Below are 23,613 nucleotides of genomic sequence, written 5' to 3' on the forward strand. Positions count from 1 at the left end.
GCGCTCATAGGTCCATCTCGAGCAAGGGGCCGCCATCGTCGATGCGCACATGCTGCGCAAAGCGCAGACCGCAGGCCTGCAAGGCCTGCCCGGCGGCTTGGCCAAGCGCACCGATCTGGCCCAGCGCAGCCTGAGCCGGCTCGCCGAGGAATGACAGGTAGAGCGCCTGGCGCGGCAGCAGCGCCGCCAGATGGCTGCGCCAGGCATCGCCGAATCGCGACTGCGCCAGCAGCGGATCACCGCTGTAGAACTTGCCACCGAGGCCCCGCCAGAACGGCGAGCGGCCTGCGGCGTCGCTCGGGCCTGCCAGTTCGGCAACCAGCGTTCGACCAAAATCTTCCCGGTGCGCGCGGATATGCGCCAGCGCCGCCTCGATCAGCACGCTCAACGCCGCAATGCGCTCGGGATCCCCGAGATCGGGCGCACAGGCCAGATCGCAAAGCTCGCTTTCGCCCGTGTGGTCGTTGCCGAGCAGCAGAACCTGCTGCACCCGGAACAATTCCAGCTCGGCCGCCGCATGGACGACGCGACCCAGATGAAAGCTGTAGCGCGGCAGTTCCATGCCCAGCCTCGGGCGCAGGCGCAAACAGGCAAGCGGCGCTCCGGCGCTCTCGCTCAGCACGAAGCCGATATCACCGGCGCATGGCTCGGCCTTGACCGGAACGCCGGTCTGGTTGATCCAGCCGGCAAGAATCGCCGCGTCGGCCGGCAGCTGCGTGCGCACAACTTTCATGGACGGTCTCCTGCCGGATCGGCGCCCGGCAGCGGCGTGGCACAGAGCTGCTGTCCCTCCTGCACGCGCAGCCGCGCAGCCAGGGGCGCGTCGGGGGGCAGGTCCGCGGCCCGGGCCGGCAGCTCGGCCAGCACGGCCCGAAACCCCTCGCGTCGCGCATTCGTCACCACATGCCAGACCGGCTCACCGGCGCTATCCGGCCCCTTATTGACCGTCAGCCGCCTCGCATGGCGCACGCTGCGCAGCATGGCCAGGTTCGCCTCCACGGTGGGCCCGCCGTCGAAGATGTCCACATAGGTGTCCGCATCGAAGCCCTCGTCCTGCAGGATGGAGAAGGGCAGCTCGGCCACCGGGTGCAGCTGGCCGATCGCCCATTGCGCCGCCTCCGGCAGCAAAGGCACGTAGACGGCCGAGTGCGGCATCAGCTCGGCGATGAAGGCCTTGTGGCGCCCACCGGCGAGCGACTCGGCCTGCGGATAGTCCATATCGAAAAAACGGCGGCCGATCGCATCCCAGAAGGGGCTGTTCCCCGCCGCGTCGGCAAGGCCCGGATTCTCGGCGGCCAGCCGGTCGCTGAAGCGCTCGGCGAACTGGGCGATGAAGAGCAGGCGCGCGCGCGACAGCAGCTGGGGTGCCAGCCCCTGCTCGTAGGCCGGGTCGATATAAAAGGACGTCAGCAAGGTGTAGCCGGTCAGGTCATGGCACAGATGCAGGGTGTGCATGCGCTGGCTGACGCCCAAGGCGGCGCTGGCGTGGACGACAAACTCGTTGCGGTAGCTGTAGAAGCGGTCGTGGAAGCCGGCGCTGGCCGCGATGCCGCTGCAGCCGATCAGTTCGCCGCGCGCGAGGTCCTCGAGCACGAACAGATAGGTTTCCTCGCCGCTCGCGGCGTCCTGGCTGGCGAAGGCCTCGATCGAGCGCTCGATGCGGGTGAGCAGCTTGGCGCGATCGTGCGGCAGCGAATTGATCGCATCGGCGCTGGCGGCGGCCATGCGCTCCAGCGCCGGCAGATCAGCCAGCGCCACGGGGCGCAAGAGGAAGTCAAGCGGATTCATCAGCTGTCTCCAGGCATGCGCCAGGCGGCGGCGCGTTGGCTGCGTTCGTCGCGGGGCGTGTGGCCGAAACGGGTCTTGTAGGCGTTCGAGAAATGGGGGCCCGAGGAGAAGCCACAGGACAGGCCGATCTGCAGTATCGACTGGCTCGATTGCTGCAGCAGGCGGCGCGCCCGATCCAGGCGCAGCTCCAGGTAGTAGCGCGAGGGCAAGGCGTCGAGATGCTGTTTGAACAGACGCTCGAGCTGGCGTCGGGATACGCCGACCAGTCGCGCAATCTCTTCGGTGGGCAGCGGTTCGCCGAGATTGGCCTCCATCAGCGCCACGGCCTCGCTGAGCTTGGGGCTGCCGGTGCCCATGTGTTCGGCCAGTGCAGCACGCTGGCGCTGGCGCTCGTCCGCGCCGCGAACCCGCTCCAGGCCCAGCGCCAGCATCAGCTCCTGCCCGAGCCGCTCGCCATGGCGGCGCGTCAGCCAGGTCAGCATCAGGTCGACGCTGGCACTCCCGCCGGCGCAGCTGAGCCGTCCGGCGATCTCCCACACCATGCTCGACCACAAGACCCCCGGATGCGCCTGCTGCAGCGACTCGATCAGCGTCCAGTCCGCCGTCGCTCGCTGGCCCTCGAGCAAGCCGGCTGCGGCGAGCAAGGCGCTGCCGCCGTCGACGCCGGCCAGCACGCAGCCCCGCTGGTCCAGCAGCCGAAGCTGCTGCAGCACGGCGGGCTCGCACGGCGGGCACTCGCCCGCCAGCACCAGCAGCAGGTTCCAGGGCCGCTGGACGTCGAACGGTTCGGCGTCCCACGACACGCCGGCCGCCGCTCGAACGGGACCGCCCTGCGGCGATACGCAGCTGAAGCGGTAGTTCGCCTCGTCCTGCAACTCGTTGGCCGCCTGCAGCACCTCGATGATGCCGGCCGCCGCGCGCAGCGAGAAGCCGGGCAGCAGCAAGAGCGCGCAAAGCTGCGGCGTCGAGTTTGCGAGAGGGGGCGAAGCGATCACCGACGCGACTGTAAGCGAGTTGAGCCGGCGCTACTGCCAGCCGATCAGCACCGGCGGCACCAGCAGCAGCAGGGCCATCACAAAATAGGCGACCTGCAGCGACAGCATCCAGCGCGCCCAGGTGCTCCAGGGGATGCCGGCCAGGGCCAGCACGCCGACCGTGATGCCCGAGGTCGGGATCACCGGCGTCGTCAGCTCGCCGAACTGGAAGGCCAGGATGGCGGTCTGCCGGCTGACGCCGACGAGATCGGCCAGCGGTGCCATGATGGGCATGGTCAGCGCCGCCTGGCCGGTGCCCGAATGGATGAAGAAGTTGATCACCGACTGGATCACGAACATCTTCTGCGCCGCGACGATGGGGCTGGCCGACTGCACGAAGGGCGCCAGCGAGTGCAGCATCGAGTCGATGATGTGGGCATCGCGGGCGATCACCACCGTGGCCTTGGCCAGCGCAATCACCAGCGCCGTGCCCACCAGGTCCTTGGCGCCGCCGACAAAGGCGGCGACCAGTTCCTCGGCCTTCAGCCTGCCGACCGCGCCCACGACGATGGCCATGACCAGGAACAGCGCCGCGATCTCCTCGATGTACCAGCTGTAGCGGACCACGCCGAAGATCATCGTCGCCAGCGTCGCCACGAAGATGCCCAGCACCAGCTTGTGGCTGGTCCTGACGCCGCTGAACTGCTCGAACTCGGCCAGGTTCAGGCGGCTGCGGCGCAGCTCGTCGAGCGCGAACACCGGGCTGGCCGTCGGCGTGCGCTTCACGCGGGCCGCGTAGGCCATCAGGAAGGCGATGGTCACGGCCGTCGCGATGGCCCAGGCAATCAGCCGGTAGCCGATGCCGGAGAACAGGGGCACGCCGACCAGGCCCTGCGCCACGCCGACATTGAAGGGGTTCAGGAAGGCGGTGGCAAAGCCGACCTGGGAGCCGATGAAAGGAATCGCCACGCCGACGATGGAGTCGTAGCGCAAGGCCAAGGCCAGCGGGATGAAGATCAGCACGAAGGGGATGGCCTCCTCCGCCATGCCGAAGGTGGCGCCGCCGAGCGAGAAGCAGGTGACGAAGAAGGGGATCACGGCGGCGCGCACGAAGGCCGACCGGCTGTGCGCGCGTGCCACCGACTTGATCATCGAATCGATCGCCTCGGTCTTCTGCAGCACGGCAAAGGCACCGCCGACGATCAGCACGAAGCCGATGATCAGCCCGGCCTCGACGAAGCCCTTGATCGGCGCCGTCATCAGCGCGACCGGCCCTTGCGGACGGCTTGCCACCTCGCGGTAGGAGGCCGGATCGATGACCGGCTTGCCGTTGACGAGATGGCTGTCGTACTGCCCGCCCGGAACGAACCAGGTGGCCAGCGCGATCAGCGCCAGCAGGCCGAACAGCAGGACGAAGGTATTGGGAATGCGCAGCTTGGGAGAGGTCATGGAGGCGCTCACATCGACAGCAGCTTGCCGCTGCGGAATGCCGTCGTGCCGGCGATCTTGGCCACGCGCATGCCGCGCGTGACGTAACGGCGCGCGACGCGCGCGAACATGGGGCCGGCGACGCTGGCGCGCAGCGGCGTGACGGCATCGCTCAGCGGGTCGATCAGCTCGGCGATGGTCTCGCCGGCTGCCACCGCCTCGCCCGGCGCCTTGGCGAACACCAGCAGCCCGCCATGCGGCGCGGTGATCGGTTCGACCGCCTCGAGCGGCGTGGGCTTGCAGCGGGACGGCGGCAGCGCTGCCGCGTCGCCCTCGATATGACCGGCGTGGCGCAGGAATTCGATGATGGCCGCGGCATCGCGCCGCGCCAGCTCGTGGTCGACCTCGACCTCGCCGCGCAGCTCGACGGTAGCGGCGACGCAGGCATTGGCGATCGGCAGCGCCGGGCCGAAATGCTCGGCCAGCTCCCACCAGATGCGCGACACCGACTCGTCGAAGGGATCGTCGCCCGAGACCTTGGCCACCAGCAGCGCCTCGGCGCCGAGATAGGCGGACAGCGGTTCCAGCTGCGCGGCCAGCGGCGTGCCGGTGTACAGATGCAGCACGGCCTGGTTGTCGCAATGCAGATCGAGCACGATGTCGGCATCGATGGCCAAGGTCTGCAAGAGCTTCTTCAGCGCCTCGGTCTCGGTCTGCGCCGTCCAGGCTGCAAGGGCTTCGCGGCAGGCTTGCCGGATCAGCTGCGTGTTGCTCGCCTCGTCGCTGCCGAGCCGCCCCTGCAGCCTGGGCAGCAGTTCGCTCGTCAGGTGCTTGTAGCCGCGGTTGAAATTGATGCCGGTGCTCAGGTCGAAGCGGCCGAGCAGCGAGCCCTGCAGGTCCTGCGACAGCCCGATCGGGTTGGCCATCGGCACGAGCACGATCTCCCCCTTGATGGCGCACGAATTCTCGAGTTCGACGAGCCGTTCGCGCAGATGCTGCGCGACCAGCATCGGCGGCACCTCGTCGGCGTGCAGCGAGGCTTGGATGTAGACCTTGCGCCCGCTGGTGGCCGGGCCGAAATGGAGGCTGCGCAGCTGGCGGGTCGTGCCCTGCCCGGCCGGCGCAAGCGCATGAAGCACGCTTCGCATGGATTTCCTGTCTCTGTCGTTCTGGTTTTGTTGCCGGGGGGCCGGCTCCGGAGCGCGCTCAGCGCGGCTGCAGCGGCGTGTAGAAGGGCCGATTGATCGTGACCGGCTGCACGTCCAGGCGCAGTTTCAGCACCGTGTAGTCCTCGCCGCCGAAGGCGCCGGTGAACCAGCCGACGCTCCCCGCCCCCTTGTAGAGGCGGAACTCGAAGCCCAGGTCGGGCTGTGCATCGCCGGCCACCCGATGGCCGGTAAACGTCAGCCCCTTCACTTCGGTCAATGGGCTGTCGATCAGGTGCGCCATCGCGTTGACGATGGTGGTATCGCCAAGGATGTCGAGATAGAAGGGCTCGCTCTTGTTGTAGGGCTTGTAGTCGCTTGCGGCCGGATCGAGGCGCGCCTCCTTCAGCTTCACCGCCGAGGGTGTGCTGACGCCGGTCTTCAGATCGTGGCGGTCACCCCGATCCAGATAGCTCAGCTGCGCATTGCGGATATTGAAGGCCGGCAGGCGCTTGTCGCTGCTGGCCTCGCCCAGGTCGACCAGCAGAGCGCCCTTGGCACCGATGACCTCGATCGAGTCGCCACGCACCAAGGCCGCGCTGTTCTCGTCGACGCCCAGGCCCAGTCGATAGCCCTTGGCCTGCATCAGCGGCAGCATGCGGCCGATGCGGCCACGTTTCAGGAAGTGCTGGTCGATGAACAGATCGGGGCCGACGAAGCCCAGGCCGCGATCGGTCTCGCGACCCTCGCGCATGCCGCCCTTCATGATCTGCAGCGTGTCCTGCGCGTCGCGGAACATCGTCGCGCTCATGATGGCCGCGCCCGCGCTGCTGCCGGCGACGACACCGCCCCGGCGCAGCACCGCCCAGATCGCCTTCAGCATCTCGGTGGGCTGACCGCCCGGTTGCAGGGTGTCGACGATCAGCTCCTGCGCTCCACCGGCGAAGTAGACGCCCTGCGCCGAGGCGACACGCTCCAGCCAGGCCGGGTCGCGCAGGGTCGCCTGCAGATCCGCACCCTTCAGGCGCGGCGCCAGCGGAATCGACTCGGCCTGCGCGCCGCGGCGGCGCAAGGCATCGACAATCTGTGCGCCGCTGCGCGCCGGATTGGCCGCCGCCGTCGGGAACACGACGAAGCGCGCGCCGGCGCCGCCAGCCTCGTCGACGATGCGCTGCCAGACCTCGTCGTTGTCGACTTTCAGCGCCCCGCCGATGACGATGGCCACGCCGGCGGCCTGCGCCTGCGTGCCGACGGCGGCCATCAGCAGCGCCGCACAGAGCTTCATCAAGCGGCGAGCGACGCGCAGCTGCGGCGGCGCGATGGGAACTTGGATAGGGGTCGAAGCGAGGTGCATGAATCTATCTTGTCAGCCCGCGCCGGCTTGAACCAGCGGGGTCGCCCGCAAAACGGGGGCCGGTGAACCGCGAGCGCAATTGCATGTCGCATCGCTGCAAGCGTTGCGGCGGAGGCGTCAAGCGGCTTGCATGCAAGCGACGCGTATTTGCGGCGAAGCGACCGCCGCGCCAAAACCCCATAGGCGAGATCCGAAGCGCGCTTCTAGAGTGACTTCAAGCCGGGACCGCCGCATGCAGTCCACCGCGATGCCGGCATTGACCTCGTTCACCCAACCACCCTTCCCTCACCTCTTCGAGACTCCCATGCCCAGTCATCGCCATCCCAAACTGAAGACGCTCGCCTGTGCGGCCATGCTGTTGAGCGCCACGCTGGCCCAGCAGGCCCAGGCCCAGGACGCGGCTCAGGACAACAAGCTGCAGCGCGTCGAAGTGACCGGCACCAGCATCAAGCGGCTCGAGGGCGAGACCGCCCTGCCGGTGCAGGTCATGACCCGCGAGGACATCGCCAAGGCGGCCGTGACCAACGCCGCCGAACTGCTGTCCAAGATCAGCGCCTCGGCCGCCAACGTCAGCGACGCGGCCAGCCTCAGCGACATCCCGGGCCAGCGCGGCTTCGCCGGCGCCAATCTGCGTGGCGTCGGCGTCTCCAGCACCCTGGTGCTGCTGAACGGCCGCCGCGTCGCCAACTTCGCCTCGCCGGGCAGCTCGGCCGGCGTCGACCTGAACTCGATCCCGACGACGGCACTGCAGCGCGTCGAAGTGCTGAAGGACGGCGCCTCCGCCATCTACGGTACCGACGCGATCGCCGGCGTGATCAACTTCATCACCCGCCAGGACTACCGCGGCGTCGATCTGTACGCCTACTACAGCGACACGCAGGATGGCGGCGGCGGCAAGACCACCCTGACGGCCGCCGGCGGCGTCGGTGACCTGGCCAGCGACGGCTACAACCTGATGGCCGTGCTGGACGTCAGCAAGACCGACGCCCTGCGCTCCAGCCAGCGCGACTGGATCGGCTCCGTCTACCAGCCCGACATCAATCTGGACGTCGGCAGCTCCAACACCTTCCCGGCCAATGCCCGCAAGACCACGCCCTCGGGCGGCGCCACCGGTTCGCGTGCCAACCCCAGCGCCCCGAACTGCAACCCGCCGGCCAACGTCTATGCGCCGGGCAGCTTCGTCGGCCCGAACGCCTGCCTGTACGACTACATGCAGGACACCTTGCTGATCCCGAAGAACGACAAGGTCTCCCTGCTGTCGCGCGCCCAGGTGAACGCCGGCAGCGACCACACGCTGTTCGCCGAGCTGCTGCTGTCGAACACGAAGTCGCTGTACCGCATCTCGCCGCTGACCATCACCAACCTGAACTACCCGGCCGGTGGCAAGTACTACCCGACCAATCTGTTCCCGGGCTACAGCGGCGCACTGCGCACCGGCCTGCGCCTGAACGAAGCGGGCGGCCGCACCAACGAGATCGATGCCGACACCTCGCGCCTGGTCATCGGTTCCAAGGGCCTGCTGGCCGGCTGGGACTACAACACCGCCATCAACCACAGCGAGAGCAAGGTCACGGACGCCTATATCGACGGCTATGTGAAGACCAGCAGCTTCGACACGCTGTACAAGAGCGGCAACCTGAACCCCTTCGGCCCCACCGATGCGGCCGGCCTGTCGGCGCTGGCGGCCACGAAGATCAATGACGAGGCGCGCAAGAGCAAGGGCACGACGACCTCCTTCGACTTCAGCGCCAGCCGCGAGGTGTTCGAGATGAGCGGCGGCATGGCCGCCCTCGCGCTGGGCATGGAGTACCGCGAGGAGAAGATGGAGTTCCGTCCGTCCGAGCTGCTGCAGACCGGCGAGATCCGCGGCGACGGCGCCGCCGCCGCCTTCGACGGCAAGCGCCATGTGGCCGCCGTCTACGGCGAGCTGAACCTGCCGCTGGCCAAGACGCTGGAAGCCCAGTTGGCCCTGCGCTACGACGACTACAGCGACGCCGGCTCGACCACCAACCCCAAGCTGGGCCTGCGCTGGACGCCGATGAAGGAGCTGCTGCTGCGCAGCTCCTACGGCACCGGCTTCCGCGCACCGACGCTGCCCGACCTCTATGCGCCGGCTCGCCTGGGCCAGACCAACGGCATCTACGACGACGCCTACTGCGCGCAGGTCAAGGCTTCGTTCCCGAACTCGATTCCAGACTACTGCGGTCTGCAGCCGGCCAAGCAGGTGGGCGGCAGCGCCAGCCTGAAGCCCGAGGAAAGCAAGCAGTTCTCGGCCGGTCTGGTGTTCGAGCTCTCGCGCAACTTCAACGGTTCGCTGGACTACTGGCGCATCGAGAAGACCAACACCATCGTGTCGCCTGAAGGTCTGTACTTCAGCGACCCGGTCAAGTACGCCAGCTACATCACCCGCGATCCGAAGCCGCTATCGGCCAGCATCCCCGGCTTCATCACCGAGATCGACGGCCGCCTGCGCAATGCCGGCGAGCTCAATACCTCGGGTCTGGACCTGAGCCTGGAGTTCCGCGCTCCTGCCGCGAGCTGGGGTCAGTTCAGCGCCTTCCTGAACGGTACCTATGTGATCGACTTCGACGTGGCCGACTTCGCCGGCGACGCGCCGGTCAGCGGCGTGGGCAAGTTCGCCGGTGACCAGGTCGTGCAGCGCTGGCGCCATACGGCCGGTGTCACCTTCGACAGCGGCCCGTTCAGCACCACGCTGACCAACACCTACTACAGCAGCTACCAGGACCAGCAGCCGCTGGCCGACGGCTCGACGCGCACCGTCAAGGCCTACTCGCTGTGGGACCTGACCGGCAGCTACGCGGTCAACAAGGCGTTCAAGCTCCGCGCCGGCATCAAGAACCTGCTGGACACGGCCCCGCCGGTCTCCAACCAGGTCTACTCCTTCCTGGCCGGCTACGACCCCAGCTACACCGACCCGAAGGGCCGCCTGTACTTCGTCAGCGCGAGCTACTCCTTCAAATAAGCGCTGAGCGCTGCTGACACGCGATCGGGCCTTCGGGCCCGATTTTCATTGGGGGCGCTTGTGTGCTGAGTCAATGTGCCCGGCGACGGTTGCGACTCCCGACTTGTCTCCCGTTTCGGCTCGAGCCCGGTAGCGTTTGCCGATACCTTGTCGCACCAACCCGACCTGGCAAGTTACGTCCGGCCGCTCACCGACAGGCCCTGCGCGACCTTTCTTGCCCGAGGGCAGCGAAATACGGAAGCACGGAAACCGGATACAGCGGGTCCAGCCTAACGAGGTCTTGCTGCGGCAGTCAACGAGCGCCCGCGCGGCGTTGCGCCATCGGTACGTCCCTTGCTGCGGACCGAGTCCGGCCGTTCAGCTACCGCTCAGCAAGACCATCAGCGCCCCGGCGCCGCCGTCGCTGCCGCGGGCCTGGACGAAGGCGAGCACCTCTTCCTTCTGCACCAGCCAGCGGCGCACCCGACCCTTGAGCACCGGCTCGCGGCCGGGCGAGCCATGGCCCTTGCCGTGGACGACGCGCACGCAGCGCAGGCCGCGGCGGGCGGCATCGTGGATGAACAGGCCCAGCGCCTCGCGCGCCTGGTCGCGGCGCAGGCCGTGCAGATCGATCTGCGCCTGCAGGCTCCAGTGGCCGCGGCGCAGCTTGCGCACCACCTCGATCGAGATGCCCTCGCGGCGGAAGGACAGGGTCTCGTCGGTCTCCAGCAAGGACTCGACGTCGAAATCGTCGGACAGCGCCTGCAGCAGCACCTGGCGCTCGTCGGCCTCGCGCTGCAGCGGCTCGGCGGCCGGCGGCGTGCGGCGGTGCAGCACGCGCTGCGGCGCGCTCAGCGGGGTGACCGGGCCGACGCTCAACTCGAAGACACGCCGCTCCTGATCGGCCAGCCGCGCCGCCGCCGCCTCGCGTTCGCGGCGTTCTTCCTCGAGCCGGCGGCGCAGCTTCAGTTCGCGCTGCAGCTGCTTCAGGTCCTGCAGGCTGTGCAGCGGGGCCGGCGGCTTCATCAGATCAGCCCCCGCTCGGCCAGCGAGACCGGCTCGCCGGCACCGACGACCAGATGGTCGAGCACGCGGATCTCGACCAGGGCCAGCGCCTGGCGCAGTGCCTCGGTCAGTTGCTCGTCGGCACGCGAGGGTTCGGCGACGCCGGACGGATGGTTGTGGGCCAGGATCACGGCCGCCGCGCCCAGCTCCAGCCCGCGCTTGACGATCTCGCGCGGGTAGACCGAGGTCTGGGTCAGCGTGCCGCGGAACATCTCCTCCATCGCGATCAGCCGGTGCTGCGAGTCGAGGAAGAGCACGGCGAAGACCTCGTGCGCGAGGCCGGCGAGCTTGAGGCGCAGAAAGGTCTTGACCGCCTCGGGCGCGTCGAACACCGGACGCTGGGCCAGTTCCTGGGTCAGCGAGCGGCGGGCGATCTCCAGCACGGCGGCGATCTCGGCCCGCTTGGCCGGGCCCAGGCCCTTGACGCCGGCCAGGTCGGCGACGCCGGCGTGCAGCAGCCCATGCCAGCCGCCGAAGCGCTCCAGCAGCGACTGCGCCAGCTGCAGCACCGGCAGGCCCTGGATGCCGGTGCGCAGCAAGAGGGCCAGCAGCTCGGCATCGGCCAGCGCCTGCGGGCCGCGCGCGAGCAGCTTCTCGCGCGGGCGGGCATCGGGGGGCAGGTCGGTCAGCGGCATGGCGGCAAAGGAAAGGGCCCGGGGGGCCTTAAAATCCGGCGAGTCTATCGAACAATGTTTCCATGAACCTCATCCAAGCCGGATCCTTCCTCACCCTGCATTACCGCTTGGCCGGGCCCGATGGCAGCGATCTGATCAACACCTTTGCCGACAAGCCGGCCACGCTGTCGCTGGGCACCGGCGAGCTGGCGCCGGCGATCGAGGCGCGGCTGATCGGCCTGGAGGAGGGCACGCGCACCCGTTTCGAGCTAGCGCCGGGCGAGGCCTTCGGCGAGCGCAATCCCGATATGTTGCAGCGGGTCAAGCTCTCGCTGATGCGCCAGCTGGGCGACCCGGACGAGCAGTACCACGTCGGGGACGTCGTGCAGTTTCCGACGCCGGACGGCTCAGGCAGCTATGCCGGCCGCGTGCAGGAGCTCGGCGAGGACTGGCTGCTGTTCGATTTCAACCATCCGCTGGCCGGGCAGCCGGTCAGCTTCGAAGTGCAAGTGATCGGGGTGCTGTGATGACTGGCGAGGCAGTGCAAGCGCAGGAAGCGAAGGAAGTGCTCTTGGCCGAGCCGCGCGGTTTCTGCGCCGGGGTCGACCGCGCGATAGAGATCGTCGAGCGGGCGCTGATCAAGTTCGGCGCGCCGATCTATGTGCGCCACGAGATCGTCCACAACACCTATGTCGTCAACGACCTGAAGGCACGCGGCGCCATCTTCATCGAGGACCTGGCCGAGGTGCCCCCCGGCGCGACCCTGGTCTTCAGCGCCCACGGCGTCAGTCAGGCGGTGCGCAAGGAGGCGGCCGAGCGCGGCTTCCAGGTCTTCGACGCGACCTGCCCGCTGGTGACCAAGGTCCATGTCGAGGTCGCCAAGCTGGCGCGCGAGGGCTACGAGTTCATCATGATCGGCCACAAGGGGCATCCCGAGGTCGAGGGCACGATGGGGCAGCTCAGCGAAGGCATCTACCTGGTCGAGGAGGTCGGCGACGTGCAGCATGTGCGCGTCAGCGACCCGGCCAAGCTGGCCGTCGTCACGCAGACCACGCTCAGCGTCGACGATGCGGCCGAGATCCTGGCCGCGGTGAAGAAGCAGTTCCCGCTGATCCGCGAGCCGAAGAAGCAGGACATCTGCTACGCGACGCAGAACCGCCAGGACGCCGTCAAGGTGCTGGCACCGCAGGTCGATGTGGTGATCGTCGTCGGCAGCCCGACCAGCTCGAACAGCAACCGCCTGCGCGAACTGGCCGAGCGCCTGGGCACGCCCGGCTATATGGTCGATGCGGCCGAGGACCTGAAGCCCGAGTGGCTGGAAGGCCGCAGCCGCGTTGGCCTGACGGCCGGCGCCTCGGCGCCCGATGTGCTGGTGCAGGCGGTCATCGAGCGCCTGCGCGCGCTCGGCGCGACCGCCGTGCGCAGCCTGCCCGGCGTCGAAGAGCATGTGCAGTTCCCGCTGCCCATGGGCCTGGGCGACAAGTCCATGGCCGAGCTGAGTTCCTCTCGATCTTGATGCTGCCCGGACGCAGACCGCGAGACGGCGTCCGACGGTGACGCCGTTTTGCTTTCATAGAATCGAGAGACCAAAGGAAAACCCAAATGCTTGATATCAACCTGCTGCGCAAGGACCTGGACGCTGTCGTCGCGCGGCTGTCGACCCGCAAGAGCCCGCAAGCCTTTCTCGACATCGAGCGCTACCAGGCGCTGGAGCGCGAGCGCAAGGGCCTGCAGGTGCGCACCGAGGAACTGCAGAGCCGCCGCAACAGTCTGTCCAAGCAGATCGGCATGTTGAAGGGCAAGGGCGAGGATGCCTCGGCGGTGATGGCCGAGGTCGGCGGCATCGGCGATGAACTGAAGAATGGTGCCGAGCGCCTGGACGCGATCCAGCAGGAGCTCAACCAGATGCTGATGGGCGTGCCGAACCTGCCGCACGAGAGCGTGCCGGTCGGCGCCGACGAGACCGGCAATGTCGAAGTGCGCCGCTGGGGCAGCCCGCGAACCTTCGACTTCGAGCTGAAGGACCATGTCGACCTCGGCGCGGCCCTGGGCCTGGACTTCGAGACCGGCGCCCGCTTAAGCGGCTCGCGCTTCACCTTCATGAAGGGCCCGGTCGCGCGCCTGCATCGCGCGCTGGCGCAGTTCATGCTCGATGTGCAGACCGGCGAGCATGGCTATACCGAGTGCTACACGCCCTATATCGTCAACCGCGAGGTGCTGGAAGGCACGGGCCAGCTGCCCAAGTTCAAGGAAGACATGTTCTGGGTGCTGCGCGGCGGCGACGACGAAGCGGCCGAGCAGTACCTGATCTCGACCTCGGAGATTTCGCTGACCAACACGGTGCGCGAGCAGGTGCTGGACGAGGCGGCGCTGCCGATCAAGCTGACCGCCCACAGCCCCTGCTTCCGCTCGGAGGCCGGCAGCGCCGGCCGCGACACCCGCGGCCTGATCCGCCAGCACCAGTTCGACAAGGTCGAGATGGTGCAGATCGTCCACCCGGAGAAGAGCTATGCGGCGCTGGAGGAGATGACCGGCCATGCCGAGGCCATCTTGCAAAAGCTCGGCCTGCCCTATCGCGTGCTGCTGCTGTGCAGCGGCGATATGGGCTTCGGCTCGACCAAGACCTATGACCTCGAGGTCTGGGTGCCGGCGCAGAGGGTCTACCGCGAGATCAGCTCCTGCTCGAACTGCGAGGCCTTCCAGGCGCGCCGCATGCAGGCGCGCTTCAAGAATGCCGCCGGCAAGAACGAGCTGGTGCACACGCTGAACGGCTCGGGTCTGGCCGTCGGCCGCACGCTGGTTGCGGTGCTGGAGAACTACCAGAACGCCGATGGCAGCATCACGGTGCCGGAGGTGCTGCGCCCCTATATGGGCGGCGTCGAGGTGCTGAAGCCCTGAGCGGCGGGTTCGACATAAACGAGAAGGGCGGCCCGCGGGCCGCCTTTTTTGTTGTGGACTGGCCGATCAAGCCAGCTTGAACTGCGCCACCGTCTGCGCCAGGGTCGCGGCCTGGTGCTTGAGGCTTTCGGCGGCGGCGGCCGACTCCTCGACCAGGGCGGCGTTCTGCTGGGTGACCTGGTCGAGCTGGGTGACCGCATCGCCGATCTGGCCGATGCCGGTGCTCTGCTCCATGCTGGAGCTGCTGATCTCGCCGATCAGGTCGGTCACGCGCTTGACCTGGCTGACGATGTCCCCCATCGTGCGGCCGGCGTCGTCGCACAGCCGCGCCCCGGCCTCGACCTTCTCCACGCTGACGCCGATCAGGTTCTTGATCTCCTTGGCGGCCTCGGCCGAGCGCTGGGCCAGCGAACGGACCTCGCCGGCGACGACGGCAAAGCCGCGCCCCTGCTCGCCGGCCCGCGCCGCTTCCACCGCCGCATTCAGCGCCAGGATGTTGGTTTGGAAGGCGATGCCGTCGATGACGCCGATGATGTCGCCGATGCGCTTGCTGGAGGCGGTGATCTGCTCCATCGTCGCGACGACTTGGCCGACCACCTCGCCGCCCTGGGCCGCGACGCTGGACGCGCTGGTCGCCATCTGATTGGCCTGGCGCGCGGTGTCGGCGTTCTGCTTGACGGTGGCGGTCAGCTCCTCCATCGAGGCGGCCGTCTGCTGCAGATTGCTGGCCTGCTCCTCGGTGCGTTGGCTCAGGTCGGCATTGCCGGTGGCGATCTGCGCCGAGCCGGTGGCGATCGAATCGGAGCTGTTGCGCACCTGGCTGACGATCTGCACCAGGCTGGCGTTCATCTGCTGCAGTGCCGTCAGCAGCTGGCCGGTCTCGTCCTTGCTGCGCACCTCGATGCGTGAGCTGAGGTCGCCGGTGCTGATGCGGTCGGCCACGGCGATCGCCTCGCGCATCGGCTGCGTGATCGAGCGGGTGATCCACCAGGCCGCGACTCCGCCGATGGCCAGCGCCACCGCGCCCAGGCTGAGCATCAGCCACAGCGCCGACTGGTAGCCGGCCGCGGCGTCCTTGGTGCCATCCTCGGTCAGCTTGTCGTTGTACTCCCACAAGTCATCCAGCGACTTGGTGACCGCGCTGAAGGCCTGGCGCGAAGGGCCGAACAGCAGCTTCTTGGCCTCGTCGGCCTTGGCTGCGTCGCCCTGCGACTGGTGCGACAGCGTCTTCAGCTTGTCCCAGCCGCCGCGGTAGGCGACGAAGGCGCTGCGGAACGCGTCCAGATTGCGCTTGTCCTGATCATCGGCAAGCAGCGCCTCGTACTTCTTGATGTCGGCCTCGACATTGGCCTGCATCTTGTCGATGCGGCCTTCGAATTCCTTCATCTCGGCGTCGGTGCTGAGCAGCAGATGCTGGCTCTCGACGCGGCGCAGGTCCTGCATGACGCCGCGCATATGGTCGACGACCTTCAGCGAGGGCACGATATTGATCGCAAAGAACTCGACATGTCTGTTGGTGGCGGCAATCTTTTGCACGCCCATGCCGGCGATCGCGCTCAGCAACAAGAGAACGATCGCGAAGCCGCCGCCGAGGCGGACGCCGATCGGGAGATTTCTGATATTCATCACCACTACCCCACTAATGCAAGCGGTGCGCGGAAAGCCGGTTCGTTGCCGGTGGCCGCGCGACCTGGAAGAAACCCTCGCTTCCAGGCTTTATCGGCAGCACAGCCGAAACTTGAGCTTCGGGGGTGGCGGTTGCGAAAAATTTACACGGCGGGAATTCTTGCGCTATACTTATGGGCTCACTCGCTGACAACCACGCGAGCACCGAATTCCGGAGAGGTGGCAGAGTGGTTGAATGTACCTGACTCGAAATCAGGCGGACGGAAACGTCTCGGGGGTTCGAATCCCCCCCTCTCCTCCAATAGAGAAGCCCGCACCAGCCAACCGGTGCGGGCTTTTTCTTTTGGCCCGGCGTCGATGGCTCAGGCGCAGCCGCTCGCCTCGACCGCCACGTCGGCGAACGGTATCACCACCGACACGCCGGGCGGGAACTCCGCGAGCCGGTATTCGGTCTGGCCGCTGACCTTGCCGCCGGGGCGCAGCGCGCCGGCGCTGAGCATCAGTGCCAGGGCGACCAGCGGCTGCTCGCTGGCCGAGGCGCCCGGCTTCAGGCTGCGCAGCATCGGTGGGGCCTGGCTCGGCACGATGTCCATCGCCCAGCGCACGCCGGGCTGCACCGCGTTGACGTTCGGGAGCCGGTAGCGCAATTCGGTCTGCACCTCGCTGCCGGCGACGCTGCTGCGGTGCTCGATCGTCGCCTCGTTGCGCTCGGTGCCGCTGCCGCAGGCAAGGCGGATGCGGGTGACGCTGTCGATCGCGGCCCGGGGCACCGTGTCCGGCATGGCGGTGTCGGCGCCGGCGCAGCAACTGCCCAGCGCGATCAAGAAGAAGAACGGCTTTCGCATCAGACAGCCTAGATGCGCACGCCGATCTTGGCGAACTGCTGCTGCGCGTGCTGCAGCAGGCGATCGTCGAGCGCTCGAAAGCGCTCGGAGCCGGGCTCGTCGAGCAGGCCGCGCCAGTGGCTGACCGAGATCGCCGCGCTGCCCAGGCCGCGGTTGAAAATTGTCAGCGCGACCGGCCAGGGCAGGCCGGAGTCCAGCACCAGCCGGCGCAGGCGCTCGTTATTGCTGAGCGCCTCGCCGATCGCCATGGCCGCGTCCCTCATGATGCGGCGCGGAAGCGTTTCCAGCCGCGCAGCGGCTGGCGCAGACGGTCGGCCAGCACGGCCAGCACGGCCGGGTTCCAGATCATGCCGCAGTGGCTGCTGTCGACCTCGATGTTCTCAGTGTGGCGCGCATTGCCCGGCTGCACGCAGGCCTGCCAGGCGACGACGCCGTCGCTGCGGCTGTAGATCGAGGTCGTCGGCACCGGTGGCGGCATGCGCAGCCGCGCCATCCAGGCCGGGTCAAGCCGCGCCGGCCTGCCGTTCAGCAAGCGGTAGAGCAGGCCGGCGCGGGTGTGCCGCGCCTCGCCGGCGAAGGGCGTGCCGATGGTGATCACATGACGCACGCGGCCGCCCAGACGCTTGGCGACCTCGCGCGCATAGATGCCGCCGAGACTCCAGCCGAGCAGGGTGACGCCGTCCAGATGCCCGGCCAGCATGGCGCGCACATCGTCCGTCAGCGTCTGCAGCCAGGTCTCCACGTCGCCGCTGGGCCCGGTGTTCAGGCCGCGGCCCCAGTCGTAGGCGGCGTAGCCGAGTTCCTCGCAGAAGCTGCGCAGGGGCGCGGTCGCGCGCGCATCGCTGGCCAGGCCCGGAAAGATCACGATCGGATGGCCGTCGCCGCGCGGCAGCTCGCTGCGGCGCATCCGTCGCATGCCGGCGTATTCGAGCGCCGCGCGCAGCGGCTCGAGGCCGAACAAGCGCATCGGCGGCGCCGCCGGGGGCATTGCCGCCATGCTGGCTGCTACTGAAACGCTGGCGTTGATCATGCTGCGGCCTCCCGATTTCTCTTCACGGCACGATGATGCCCGCCGGCTTGCGCGACCGGGCCGGGCGAGCGACGCATTCGGGCGTCGGCGTTTTCCGACGCGGGCCCCGGCCGCGTGCGCAAGGCCGCCGTCCTACAGCGCTTCGCGTCGCACGCCGATCGTGGCGGCGCGGTCCGGCGCCGAAAGTTGGGACAGGCCGATGTCGAAAGGAGCAGACGGCGGACGAGAACAAGGAGCGAGTTCAGAGGAGCGTCGACATGAGCAAGACCAGACCCCGTCCCGAGCAGCCCAAACCGCATGGCAGCAAGAAGCGCCGGATCCAGGAGTTGCTGCGCCAGCAATGGATGGACCGCGAGCTGCTGTTCTTCCCGCAGCCCGATCCGCCGCTGATGAAACCGCTTGGCTGAGCGGAGGACGCCGCCTTCGCTTCAGCGCGCGCCCGGCTCGGCGCGCTTCATCGCCAGGTATTCGTCGAGTTCCATCTCGTGCAGTTGCAGCGCATGGCGCTCGGTGGCGGCGAACCAGTCGCGCAGCCGGCGTTCCAGCCGCTGCTGCGGCGGCAGCGACAAGCTGTCCAGGACCACCTCGATGGCCAGGAAGTAGCGCATCGCATTGCGCTCGGCCACGCCCTGCACGCCGCCGACATAGATGGGCTGGCCTCTGGCATCGTGGCCGGTGATGCTGAAGCCCACCTTGTTGCGGCCCAGCGTCGACAGATAGGCGCTGGTCGCCAGCCGCGCCGCCGTGCCGTTGCTGTAGGCATAGCGCATATGGACGAAGCTGCGGCCATCGGGCAGGGGCACCGCCTCCAGGCCCAGCCGGTAGTCGCGCGTGCCCAGCGGCCCCTCGGCCGCGCTCAGTTGCACGGCCAGGTAGTCGGGCGTGGCGGAGCCCAGCGCGAAGCCGAACACCAGCGGCTGGGTGGCGGCCGACAGCAGCGCCGACTTCTGTCCGATCGCCAGCCTCAAGCTGTTTTCGGCCGGCTGGCAGCGCTTGATATTGAGCTGCAGCAGCAGGACCTCGCACCATTGCGCCGGCCGCTGCAGCGCCGGCGCGACGCTGCTCATCGGATGGGCGATCACCGCATAGACATCGCCCTGCGGCGCGCCATCCGAGCCCTGCGACTGCAGGAGCAGCGGCCGCTGGAAGGGGCTGCGCGCCAGCTGCGGCTGCAGACTCTCGTAACGCGCCAAGAGCGCCGCACCGCCGGCGCTCTGCGCGCTGGCGATCGAGGCGAGCGTGAGCAGGCCGGTGGCAAGAAGCGAGAAGATGCTGTTCAAGATAGCGCCATCGCTGGCAATGCGGGTAGGCGCCGAGTCTGAGCGCTGGCGCCGGCGTTCACAATCGCCGGCATTGTCCGCTGCTGGGAATTTCGTTCATGGTCTGGCTTCGTCGTCTGCTGATTCTCATCCTGGCCCTCGTGCCGCTGCTGGCCGGGGCGTTGTACCTGGCGCTGCGCGGCAGTCTGCCCCAGCTGGAGGGCAAGCGGCAGGCCGGCGTCGCGACGCCGGTCGAACTGGCGCGCGATGCGCAAGGCTATCTGAGCATCACCGCCGGCAACCGCATCGACGCGGCGCGCGCGCTCGGTTTCGTCCATGCGCAGGAGCGCTTCTTCCAGATGGACCTGCTGCGCCGCAATGCGGCCGGCGAGCTGTCGGCCCTGGTCGGCGCCAAGGCCCTGGCGCTGGACCAGAGCCGGCGCATCCACCGCTTCCGCGCCCGTACCGAGCGAGCGCTGGCCGCGCTGCCGCCCGAGCATCGCCAGCTGCTGGAGGCCTACACGGCCGGCGTCAACGAGGGCCTGGCGGGCCTGAGCGTGCGGCCCTTCGAGTACGGCCTGCTGCGCCAGGCGCCGGCGCCCTGGCGGGCGCAGGATTCCCTGCTGGCCGTGCTGAGCATGTACCTGGACCTGCAGGCCGCGCAGGGCCGCGACGAGCTGGCGACGGGCGCGCTGAAGGAGGCGCTGCCGGCGGAGTGGTTTGCCTTCCTGACCCAGCACAGCGCCGACTGGCAGGCCGCGATCGACGGCAGCCAGGTGCAGGCGCTGCCGGTGCCGGACACACCCTGGCCCGAGAAGCTGCGCGCGACGGCCAAGCTGGCCTGCAGCGATTGCGGCCTCACCGACAGCCGCGATATCGGCAGCAACAACTTCGCCGTCGGCGGCGCCCTGAGCCCGCATGGCGGCGCGATCCTGGCCGATGACATGCACCTGGGCATCCGCGTGCCCAATACCTGGTTCAAGGCGCAGCTGCGCTGGCCCGGCAAGGACGGCCGCCAGCTGACGGTCAGCGGCCTGAGCCTGCCCGGCACGCCGGCCATCGTCGTGGGCAGCAATGGCCGGGTCGCCTGGGGCTTCACCAACAGCACGGCCGACTGGAGCGATGTGATCGCGCTGAAGCTCAGCGCCGATGGCCTGCGCTACCAGAGCCCGGCCGGCGAGAAGCCGCTGCAGATCCACAGGGAGCGCATCGAGATCGCCGGCGCGCCGGCGGTCGAGTACGAGGTGCGGGAGACCGAATGGGGTCCGGTGATGGCCAAGCCCTTCGAGCGCTACGCGCTGCGCTGGGTGGCGCATGACGCCGAGGCGCTGAATCTGCGCGCGCTGGCGCTGGAGCAGGCGGCCAGCGTCGACGAGGCGCTGACGATCGCCGCCGGCGCCGGCATGCCGGCGCAGAACATCCTCGCCGCCGATGCCAGCGGCGCGATCGGCTGGAGCATCGCCGGCGCGATCCCGCGCCGCCAGCTGCTCGATATGGACACGCCGCAGGACTGGAGCGAGGGCCGCAATCGCTGGAGCGGCTATCTGGCTGCCGGCGACGCGGCCTGGCCCAAGGTGGTGAACCCGGCCGATGCGCGGCTGTGGAGCGCCAATGCGCGCATCGTCGGTGGCGCGGCGCTGGCGCTGATCGGCAATGGCGGCTACGACCTCGGCGCGCGCGGCCAGCAGATCCGCGACGGCCTGCGCGCCAAGGACAAGCTCGACGAGGCGGCCCTGCATGCGGTGCAGCTGGACGATCGGGCGATCTTCCTGCAGCGCTGGCGCAAGCTGCTGCTCGACGAGGTGCTGACGCCGGATTTCGTCGCCAGAAATCAGCTCGCCGACTACCGGCGGCAGATCGAGCAGGGCGCCGCCGCGGCCAGGGTCGACGATGTCGGCTACAGCTGGGTGCGCGCCTTCCGCGAGCGCAGCCTGGAACAGATGTTCAAGCCGCTGGCCGCGCTGCTGGAGGCGCGGCAGCTGAAGCTGCGCGATCTGAAGTGGGTGCCGGAGACGCCGGCGTGGGCCTTGATCAGCGCGCGGCGCAGCGATGTGCTGGACGGCAGCTGGCGCGCGCTGTTCGAGCAGGCGGTGCTGGACAGCCGCGCCGAGCTGCTGAAAAAGGCCGCCGGCAAGCCCGAGGGCGTGCAATGGGGCCAGCAGAACCTGTCCAGCTTCCAGCATCCGCTCAGCGCCGCGTTGCCGCCCTGGCTGGCCCGATATCTGGACCTGCCGGCGACGCCGATGAATGGCGACCGCCATATGCCGCGCGTGCAGCTCTCGGTCCATGGCCAGTCCGAGCGCATGGTCGTCGCGCCGGGCCATGAGGCGCAGGGCATCCTGACCATGCCGGGCGGTCAGTCGGGCCACCCGCTGTCGCCGTTCTACCGCGCCGATCACGGCGCCTGGCTGGCCGGCGCGCCGCAACCGTTTTTGCCCGGCGCGGCGCAGTACCGGCTGGTCTTGCAGCCCTAGGAAAGGGCCGCGGGAACGGCTTATTGCTTGCGCAGCAGCAGCTTCTTGACCCAGCCCTCGCCCGCGGCGGCCTGGACTTTAAGAAAACCATCGCGCTCCTCGCCGAGGAACAGCACCTCGTCGGCCCGGCCCAGGGTCTGCAACTCGCCGGCGCCGTCCCTTGGCTGCTTCAGCACCTTGGCGCCGGCGATCTTGGGCACCATCACGTCGCCGGCGGCCGCGGCATTGGCCTGCACGCTGGTAGCGGCGTTCTGCTGGGCGGCGGCACCGGCCCGCGCCTGCACCAGCGAGGGGCTGTTGCGGATCGCGCGGACGATGTTGTTCCAGTTGTCGATGAAGGAAGCGGCGACCAGCTTGCCCTCGTTGGTGCTGGAGTAGCCGCCCATGCCGCCGGCGGCGCCGCCGCCGAACAGAGCGCCACCGAGATTGAAATCGGCCTTCTCGGCGCTGCCCTCGGCCGCCGCGACCTGGATGCCGGAGCGCGAATCGGACAGCATCAGGCTGGTCTGCGCCTGCTTGAATTTCAGCCCGCCGGCGACCCCGCCGAGCAGCCGCCCGGCCGAGCCGCCCAGCACGCCCATCAGGCCGCCGCCGACGCCGCCGGCATTGTTGTCGGTGAACACGACATTCGGCGTGACGATGAAATCGGCCGTCACCATCTGGCCCTTGCCGATGTTCTGGTCGGCCTGCAGCTGACCGGACTGCGCCAGCGCGCGTTCCTGCATCATGTTCTGCATGGCGACGCCACGCTCGACGACCTGGAAGCAGTTGGACTGCTGGATCAGCATGCGGATCACGCTGGTCGGCGAGCCGAGCTGGTAGCGCTGCAGCGCATGGGCGACATGGGTCTGCGGCTCGACGACGGCGATGGTGCCCTTGGGCGCGTCGCAGCGCTCCAGCTCGGCCGAGGCGTTCTGGGCGCCGTCGGGCCCGGCGCTGCCGGTGGCCTTGCTGCCGCCTTTGCCCAGCTCCTGCGCCCGCAGCGCCGCCGGCGGCAGCGTCAGGCTCAGCAGCGCGAGGCTGCCAGCGAGGATGCGAAAGGTCTTGCCCATATGGGGCCCCCTGAGCGTTGCGGACGTCCGGCGCCGCATGGCTCGTGCGCCTGGCGGCCGGCCGATTCTTAGGCAGACGGCCCGGGCTGACCCTCCCTATATCGCAGCCCTGGCGGTCAACGCGCGGGCCGCGGCGTCGACACCCAGATGCCGGCGGCAATCAGCACAAAGGCCAGGCCGTGATACCAGGTCGGCCATTCGCCCAGCAGGGCGGCCGACATCAGCGCGGCGAACACCGGGGTCAGATTGCTGAAGAAGGCGGCCGGCGCCGGCCCGGCCTCGGCCACGCCCTGGCCCCAGCAGCGGTAGGCGATCAGCGAAGGGCCGACGGCGACGAACAGCAGCGTCGCGGCCAGCGCCGGGCCCCACAGCAGCGGCTGCGTCGTGTAGCCCTGCTCGAGCACGGCCAGGCTGGCCGCGAAGGGCAGGCCGAACAGCAGCTGGCTCATCATCGTCTCGGCCCAGTTCCAGGCCGGCCGCTGCGCACCCTGCATGGCCGCCGGTGGCTTGGCGAGCAGCCAGCTGTAGAAGGCCCAGCACAGCAGGGCCGGCAGCATCAGCAGATCGCCCGCCACGAAATGGACCTCGGCCAGATGCGCGAGCCGCCCGCGCGCCATCACGAGGGCCACACCGGCCAGGCTCAGCGCGGCGCCGGCGAACTGTGCGCGGCGCGGCTTCTGGCCGAAGAACAGCGCGCCGATGGCCAGCATCCAGACCGGCATGCTGGCCGCGATCAGGGTTACGTTGAGCGCGCTGGAACTGCGCAGGGCCTGGTACTGCAGCGCGTTGTAGCTGCCCATGCCCAGCACGCCGATCAGCGCCAGATGGCGCCAGCGCTGCGCGATCGCGGCGCGCCCGGCGGCCGTGCCCGGCAGCCGCCAGGCCAGCGGCAGCAGCAGCAGGAAGACCAGCGCCCAGCGCATCGCATTGAGCAGCAGCGGCGGCACGCTGCCAGCCATCAGCCGACCGACAACGGCATTACCGGCCCACATCAGGGGCGGCAAGGTCAGCAGCAGGGTCAGGCGGGGCGTCAGCTTCATCGATCGGATCCGCGGCAAGCAAGGCCGGACAAAGGCTGGCACGATAGCGGAATTCATTC

21 protein-coding genes and 1 tRNA gene are annotated in these 23,613 nt (G+C 68.8%); 7 read left to right on the forward strand and 15 right to left on the reverse strand.

Features of this window, described 5'->3' with window-relative positions; all coding sequences use genetic code 11:
• Positions 1-4: 4 nt before the first annotated feature.
• From QWJ38_RS07360 to QWJ38_RS07385, 6 genes are read right to left on the reverse strand one after another with little or no spacing between them, the layout of a single operon-like run.
• On the reverse strand, positions 5-733 hold the full coding sequence (locus tag QWJ38_RS07360; protein WP_290358408.1) for an arginine N-succinyltransferase: 729 nt from the start codon (positions 731-733) through the stop codon (positions 5-7).
• Positions 730-1,788 (reverse strand): arginine N-succinyltransferase, encoded by a 1,059-nt coding sequence (locus tag QWJ38_RS07365; RefSeq protein ID WP_290358409.1) that lies wholly within the window; start codon positions 1,786-1,788, stop codon positions 730-732. The genes QWJ38_RS07360 and QWJ38_RS07365 overlap by 4 nt, the downstream gene beginning before the upstream one ends.
• Positions 1,788-2,783, reverse strand: coding sequence for a GlxA family transcriptional regulator (locus QWJ38_RS07370; protein WP_290358410.1), 996 nt, complete (start codon positions 2,781-2,783; stop codon positions 1,788-1,790). The genes QWJ38_RS07365 and QWJ38_RS07370 overlap by 1 nt, the downstream gene beginning before the upstream one ends.
• 30 nt (positions 2,784-2,813) lie before the next feature.
• On the reverse strand, positions 2,814-4,211 hold the full coding sequence (locus QWJ38_RS07375) for a YfcC family protein (protein WP_290358411.1): 1,398 nt from the start codon (positions 4,209-4,211) through the stop codon (positions 2,814-2,816).
• 8 nt (positions 4,212-4,219) lie between these two features.
• Positions 4,220-5,338: a succinylglutamate desuccinylase/aspartoacylase family protein gene (locus tag QWJ38_RS07380; protein WP_290358412.1), complete on the reverse strand. Its 1,119-nt coding sequence runs from the start codon at positions 5,336-5,338 to the stop codon at positions 4,220-4,222.
• 58 nt (positions 5,339-5,396) lie between these two features.
• Complete coding sequence (locus QWJ38_RS07385; RefSeq protein WP_290358413.1) at positions 5,397-6,689, reverse strand: cyanophycinase; 1,293 nt, start codon at positions 6,687-6,689, stop codon at positions 5,397-5,399.
• A 304-nt stretch (positions 6,690-6,993) separates the two neighbouring features.
• On the opposite strand from QWJ38_RS07385, the gene QWJ38_RS07390 reads away from it, so the two are divergent.
• A complete protein-coding gene (locus QWJ38_RS07390) occupies positions 6,994-9,672 on the forward strand; it encodes a TonB-dependent receptor (protein ID WP_290358414.1) in 2,679 nt (892 codons plus the stop codon).
• Positions 9,673-10,029: 357 nt separating this feature from the next.
• On the opposite strand, the gene QWJ38_RS07395 is transcribed toward QWJ38_RS07390, so the two are convergent.
• Positions 10,030-10,677, reverse strand: coding sequence for a Smr/MutS family protein (locus QWJ38_RS07395; protein ID WP_290358415.1), 648 nt, complete (start codon positions 10,675-10,677; stop codon positions 10,030-10,032).
• Complete coding sequence (radC, locus tag QWJ38_RS07400) at positions 10,677-11,351, reverse strand: RadC family protein (RefSeq protein WP_290358416.1); 675 nt, start codon at positions 11,349-11,351, stop codon at positions 10,677-10,679. Before radC ends, QWJ38_RS07395 begins: the two co-directional genes overlap by 1 nt.
• Before the next feature lie 62 nt (positions 11,352-11,413).
• Here radC and QWJ38_RS07405 point away from each other — a divergent pair, with 62 nt between their 5' ends.
• The 3 genes from QWJ38_RS07405 (at position 11,414) to serS (ending at position 14,228) form a co-directional block, all read left to right on the forward strand.
• On the forward strand, positions 11,414-11,857 hold the full coding sequence (locus QWJ38_RS07405; protein ID WP_290358417.1) for an FKBP-type peptidyl-prolyl cis-trans isomerase: 444 nt from the start codon (positions 11,414-11,416) through the stop codon (positions 11,855-11,857).
• Positions 11,857-12,846 carry a 4-hydroxy-3-methylbut-2-enyl diphosphate reductase gene (gene ispH / locus QWJ38_RS07410; protein ID WP_290358418.1) on the forward strand — a complete coding sequence of 330 codons (990 nt, stop codon included), beginning with the start codon at positions 11,857-11,859 and terminating at the stop codon, positions 12,844-12,846. The genes QWJ38_RS07405 and ispH overlap by 1 nt, the downstream gene beginning before the upstream one ends.
• Positions 12,847-12,932: 86 nt before the next feature.
• A complete protein-coding gene (gene serS, locus QWJ38_RS07415) occupies positions 12,933-14,228 on the forward strand; it encodes a serine--tRNA ligase (protein WP_290358419.1) in 1,296 nt (431 codons plus the stop codon).
• 66 nt (positions 14,229-14,294) lie between these two features.
• Here the strand turns inward: serS and QWJ38_RS07420 are convergent, their stop codons facing one another.
• Positions 14,295-15,854: a methyl-accepting chemotaxis protein gene (locus tag QWJ38_RS07420; protein ID WP_290358420.1), complete on the reverse strand. Its 1,560-nt coding sequence runs from the start codon at positions 15,852-15,854 to the stop codon at positions 14,295-14,297.
• A 213-nt stretch (positions 15,855-16,067) separates the two neighbouring features.
• Between QWJ38_RS07420 and QWJ38_RS07425 the strand changes: the two genes are divergently transcribed.
• A tRNA-Ser gene (locus QWJ38_RS07425) sits at positions 16,068-16,155 on the forward strand.
• A 61-nt stretch (positions 16,156-16,216) separates the two neighbouring features.
• Here QWJ38_RS07425 and QWJ38_RS07430 read toward each other — a convergent pair.
• Genes QWJ38_RS07430 through QWJ38_RS07440 form a run of 3 tightly spaced genes read right to left on the reverse strand, consistent with a single transcriptional unit; the run spans position 16,217 to position 17,696 of the window.
• On the reverse strand, positions 16,217-16,699 hold the full coding sequence (locus QWJ38_RS07430) for a hypothetical protein (protein ID WP_290358421.1): 483 nt from the start codon (positions 16,697-16,699) through the stop codon (positions 16,217-16,219).
• A gap of 8 nt (positions 16,700-16,707) precedes the next feature.
• Positions 16,708-16,962, reverse strand: coding sequence for a hypothetical protein (locus QWJ38_RS07435; RefSeq protein WP_290358422.1), 255 nt, complete (start codon positions 16,960-16,962; stop codon positions 16,708-16,710).
• Positions 16,959-17,696: an esterase/lipase family protein gene (locus QWJ38_RS07440; RefSeq protein WP_290358423.1), complete on the reverse strand. Its 738-nt coding sequence runs from the start codon at positions 17,694-17,696 to the stop codon at positions 16,959-16,961. The genes QWJ38_RS07435 and QWJ38_RS07440 overlap by 4 nt, the downstream gene beginning before the upstream one ends.
• A 290-nt stretch (positions 17,697-17,986) precedes the next feature.
• On the opposite strand from QWJ38_RS07440, the gene QWJ38_RS07445 reads away from it, so the two are divergent.
• The gene (locus QWJ38_RS07445; RefSeq protein ID WP_290358424.1) at positions 17,987-18,136 is read left to right on the forward strand and encodes a hypothetical protein; all 150 of its coding nucleotides are present in this window, start codon (positions 17,987-17,989) and stop codon (positions 18,134-18,136) included.
• Positions 18,137-18,157: 21 nt separating this feature from the next.
• Here QWJ38_RS07445 and QWJ38_RS07450 read toward each other — a convergent pair whose 3' ends face one another.
• The gene (locus tag QWJ38_RS07450; protein ID WP_290358425.1) at positions 18,158-19,009 is read right to left on the reverse strand and encodes a hypothetical protein; all 852 of its coding nucleotides are present in this window, start codon (positions 19,007-19,009) and stop codon (positions 18,158-18,160) included.
• 98 nt (positions 19,010-19,107) lie between these two features.
• Here QWJ38_RS07450 and QWJ38_RS07455 point away from each other — a divergent pair, with 98 nt between their 5' ends.
• The gene (locus tag QWJ38_RS07455) at positions 19,108-21,462 is read left to right on the forward strand and encodes a penicillin acylase family protein (RefSeq protein WP_290358426.1); all 2,355 of its coding nucleotides are present in this window, start codon (positions 19,108-19,110) and stop codon (positions 21,460-21,462) included.
• 20 nt (positions 21,463-21,482) lie between these two features.
• On the opposite strand, the gene QWJ38_RS07460 is transcribed toward QWJ38_RS07455, so the two are convergent.
• Together QWJ38_RS07460 and QWJ38_RS07465 are read right to left on the reverse strand one after the other, a co-directional pair.
• Entirely contained in the window at positions 21,483-22,514 is a 1,032-nt protein-coding gene (locus QWJ38_RS07460; RefSeq protein ID WP_290358427.1) for a CsgG/HfaB family protein, read from the reverse strand.
• Between the two features lie 116 nt (positions 22,515-22,630).
• Entirely contained in the window at positions 22,631-23,554 is a 924-nt protein-coding gene (locus QWJ38_RS07465) for a DMT family transporter (RefSeq protein WP_290358428.1), read from the reverse strand.
• Positions 23,555-23,613: the final 59 nt, after the last annotated feature.

Source organism: Roseateles violae, from assembly GCF_030410485.1.
Taxonomy (GTDB): Bacteria; Pseudomonadota; Gammaproteobacteria; order Burkholderiales; family Burkholderiaceae_C; genus Roseateles_D; species Roseateles_D violae.